At 63.9% G+C, this 3,880-nt stretch carries 2 protein-coding genes; both read left to right on the top strand.

Features of this window, described 5'->3' with window-relative positions; genetic code table 11:
• Window positions 1-1,281: methyl-accepting chemotaxis protein (locus HHL15_RS26985; RefSeq protein ID WP_206198984.1), on the top strand; the 1,281-nt coding region annotated here is incomplete at its 5' end.
• 50 nt (window positions 1,282-1,331) lie between these two features.
• On the top strand, window positions 1,332-3,880 hold a 2,549-nt coding region (locus HHL15_RS25940; protein ID WP_169148660.1), incomplete at its 3' end, for a Cache 3/Cache 2 fusion domain-containing protein.

Here is a 3,880-nt window from a genome sequence, read left to right as displayed (position 1 = left end):
GCGGACTACGGCGGGACGTTCGGTCAGTTGAAGGACGACACGAACACGACGGTGGAGCGTCTGCGGGAGGTGGTGGGTCAGATCAAGGAGGCGTCGGAGTCGATCAACGTGGCGGCGCAGGAGATTTCGGCGGGGAACGCGGACCTGTCGTCGCGCACGGAAGAGCAGGCGAGCAGCCTGGAAGAGACGGCGAGCTCGATGGAGCAGCTCAACGCGACGGTGAAGCAGAACGCGGACAACGCGCGGCAGGCGAAGGAGCTTGCGGGTTCGAGCAACGAGGTGGCGGAGCAGGGCGGGGCGATGGTGGGGCAGACGAACATCCTGGCGCTCAACGCGGCGGTGGAAGCAGCGCGTGCGGGTGAGCAGGGCCGTGGTTTCGCGGTGGTGGCGAGCGAGGTACGGAGCCTTGCGCAGCGCAGCGCGCAGGCCGCGCGGGAGATCAAGGCGCTGATAGCGGACAGCGTGGACAAGGTGGAGGACGGCGCGAAGCTGGTGAATGAAGCCGGCCACACGATGGAAGAAGTGGTCTCGAACTTCCAGAAGCTGTCGTCGCTGGTGACGGAGATTGCGGAGGCGAGCCAGGAGCAGAGCAGCGGCATCGAGCAGGTGGCGCATGCGGTGGGCCAGATGGACGAAGTGACGCAGCAGAACGCGGCGCTGGTGGAAGAAGCCGCGGCGGCGGCGGAGAGCCTGGAAGATCAGGCGCGCAGCCTGGTCCGGTCTGTCGCCATGTTCCGGCTGGTAGCCCAGCCCGCAGCCTCTGGTACGTTGGACTTTGATGGTGTCATACAAGCCCATATGGGCTGGAAGTTCAAGCTGCGCAACTATCTCGCCGGGCAGGGCGAGTCCCTCGATCCCGCCGTGGTGTCCCGTGACGACAAGTGCGTCCTGGGGTGCTGGATCCATGGGGACGGGAAGCGTTATGCGAGTGAGCCGGGCTTCGAGAAGTTGCGCGACAAGCACGCCGATTTCCATCGCTGTGCGGGTGCCGTGATCCAGGCCAAGCTGTCCGGCGATGCCGTCGGCGCCGAGCACCTGCTGCTGAACGATTTTGCCGTGCTCTCCGATGAAACCATCCAGGAAATCCGCAAGCTCAAGCAAAGCCGCGCCGGTGATGCCGCCGTGGAGGCTGCCGGTCGCGCGGCTTCCGTCGAGCAACTCAGAGAGCGCCTCCAGCCCGTGCCTATGCGTGCCATGAAAGTGGCCAAGGTGGGGGCCCCGCTGCCCAAGGTCAAGCGGCAGGCCTCGAATCTGGCGCAAGCCGACTGGGAAGAGTTCTGATCCTTTGATGACTCGGCCACCCGGGTGGCCAAGCCCTGCAGGAGCAACACATGAAAATAAACATGCCTGTCACCCAGCGCGAAATCGAGCTGGCCGATGACGACTTGATTGTCTCGAGGACGGACCTCAAGGGGCAGATCGTCTATGTGAATCCGGATTTCATCCGGATCAGCGGCTTTACCGAGGATGAGCTGATCGGCCAGTCCCACAACATCGTCCGGCATCCGGACATGCCCGTGGAGGCCTTCGAGGATCTGTGGCGTGACCTGCAGAAGGGGCGGCCCTGGTCCGGCATGGTGAAGAACCGTTGCAAGAACGGCGATCATTACTGGGTCGAGGCCCATGCCACGCCGATGATCGAAAACGGCAAGGTGACCGGCTACATGTCGGCCCGTCGCAAAGTTTCGGCCGCGAAGGTGAAGGAGGCCGAGGCAGCCTATGCGCTGTTCCGTAGCGGCAAGGCCGGCGCGCTGCGCATCATCAACGGGCGTGTGCGTTCGTCCGGTATCGGGGCGCGGCTGGCTAGCGGGTTGAAGGATCTGTCGCTGGCAACCCGTGCCGCCATGGCCGCAACGCTGGTTCTGGTGGTGATCCTGGGGCTGGGATCCTGGTACGTGCGCGATCGGGCCGGGCAGGCCCTGGAGGGGCAGGGCCTGGCGGTCGTGAGCGACAAGGTCTCCCTGGTGAAGGCGATGGTGGCGTCCAAGGCGCAGAGCCTGAAGCTCGAGACGGAGAGGCTCAATGACATGTTTGCTGCAGGCTTCGGCGACGGCTTCTCCGTGAATGCCGTCGGCGAAGGCATGCCGGTGCTCAGTCACGGCGGAGTGGCGCTGAATCTGCGGTCCCAGGAGGTGGATCGTTTCACTGCGAGCAGTGGGGCCGTGGCGACGCTTTTTGCACGCAAGGGTGACGACTTCTACCGGGTCGCGACATCGCTCAAGAAAGAGAACGGCGAGCGTGCTGTCGGCACCATGCTGGCCCATGACCATCCCGCCTACGCGAAGCTGATGGCCGGTGAGCGCTATGTCGGCAAGGCGCTGCTGTTCGGCATCGACACGTATACCGGTTACTCACCGATCAAGGACGCGGCTGGCAAGGTGATTGGTGCAACCTTCGTAGGCAGGCGTTTCTCCGACGAACTGGCTGCGCTCAAGCAGCAGATCAAGAGCGTTCGCTTCGGTGATTCCGGCTATGCCTACGCGCTAGACTCTACTCCCGGCAAGTCTTTCGGGACGCTGACGGTGCACCCGGCCAAGGAAGGCCAGAACATTGCCGATGCCAAGGATGCCGACGGGCGGTTGTTCATCCGCGAAATTCTCGAGCGCAAGCAGGGGGTCATCCACTATCCTTGGCTCAATACCGAGCTGAACGACACGGTGCCGAGGGAGAAGGTCGTCGTGTTCGAGGCCTTTCCTGAGTGGAACTGGGTGATCGCCGGCGGCACCTACATGGATGAGTTCGAGAGCGTCTCCCGCTCCATCGGCTTCATGTTGCTGAGCATGGCGCTCGTCGCCGCCCTGGTCCTGGCGCTACTGATCTTCGTCCTGATGCGCTCCCTGGTGGCCAGGCCGCTGCAGGCCATGGTTCAGACGGCCCAGAACGTGGCAAACGGAAACTATGCGAATGTGATCGATGCCGGTCGCAATGATGAGGTCGGGCGGGTGCTCCAGGCCCTGGAGTCGATGCAGGTCAAGCTGTGTGCTGATATCGTCGAGCAGAAGCGCGTCAGCGACGAGAATTCGCGGATCCGGCAGGCTCTGGATTGCGTGGAGACCAATGTCCGCATCGCCGAGCCCGGCGGCCGCGTGATCTATGCAAATACGGCGCTCCTGAAGACCATCCGCGCCATTGAGTCGGAGATCCGCAAGGATGCGCCGGGCTTCAGTGCAGACTCGTTCGTGGGCAGCAGCATCGGCCGTCTCTATGCCGACCCGGATGCAGCCCTCAAGCGCCTGGCGGCGCTGACCCAGACTACCCGCACGCAGATGTCGATCGGGGGCCGCACCTTTGATGTGGTGACCAGCCCGATCGTCAATGCTTCGGGAGAGCGGCTGGGGTCCGTGGGGGAATGGCGGGATCGTACCGACGAGCTTGCTGCCGAGAAGGAAGTGCAAGCCCTGGTTGGGGCCGCAGCTGAAGGAGACTTGGCGGCCCGACTGGTGGTGGAAGGCAAGGAAGGCTTCTTCCGCGACCTGTCGATTGGCCTGAATCACCTCATGGAGGGCATGGCCGGCAATCTTGAAGACATCGCCCGTGTTCTGAACGCGATAGCGCGGGGCGACCTGACGGAGAAGATCACGGCGGACTACGGCGGGACGTTCGGTCAGTTGAAGGACGACACGAACACGACGGTGGAGCGTCTGCGGGAGGTGGTGGGTCAGATCAAGGAGGCGTCGGAGTCGATCAACGTGGCGGCGCAGGAGATTTCGGCGGGGAACGCGGACCTGTCGTCGCGCACGGAAGAGCAGGCGAGCAGCCTGGAAGAGACGGCGAGCTCGATGGAGCAGCTCAACGCGACGGTGAAGCAGAACGCGGACAACGCGCGGCAGGCGAAGGAGCTTGCGGGTTCGAGCAACGAGGTGGCGGAGCAGGGCGGGGC

Source organism: Zoogloea dura (genome assembly GCF_012927165.1).
Taxonomy (GTDB): Bacteria; Pseudomonadota; Gammaproteobacteria; order Burkholderiales; family Rhodocyclaceae; genus Zoogloea; species Zoogloea dura.
This window is presented reverse-complemented; position numbering and strand designations above follow the sequence as displayed.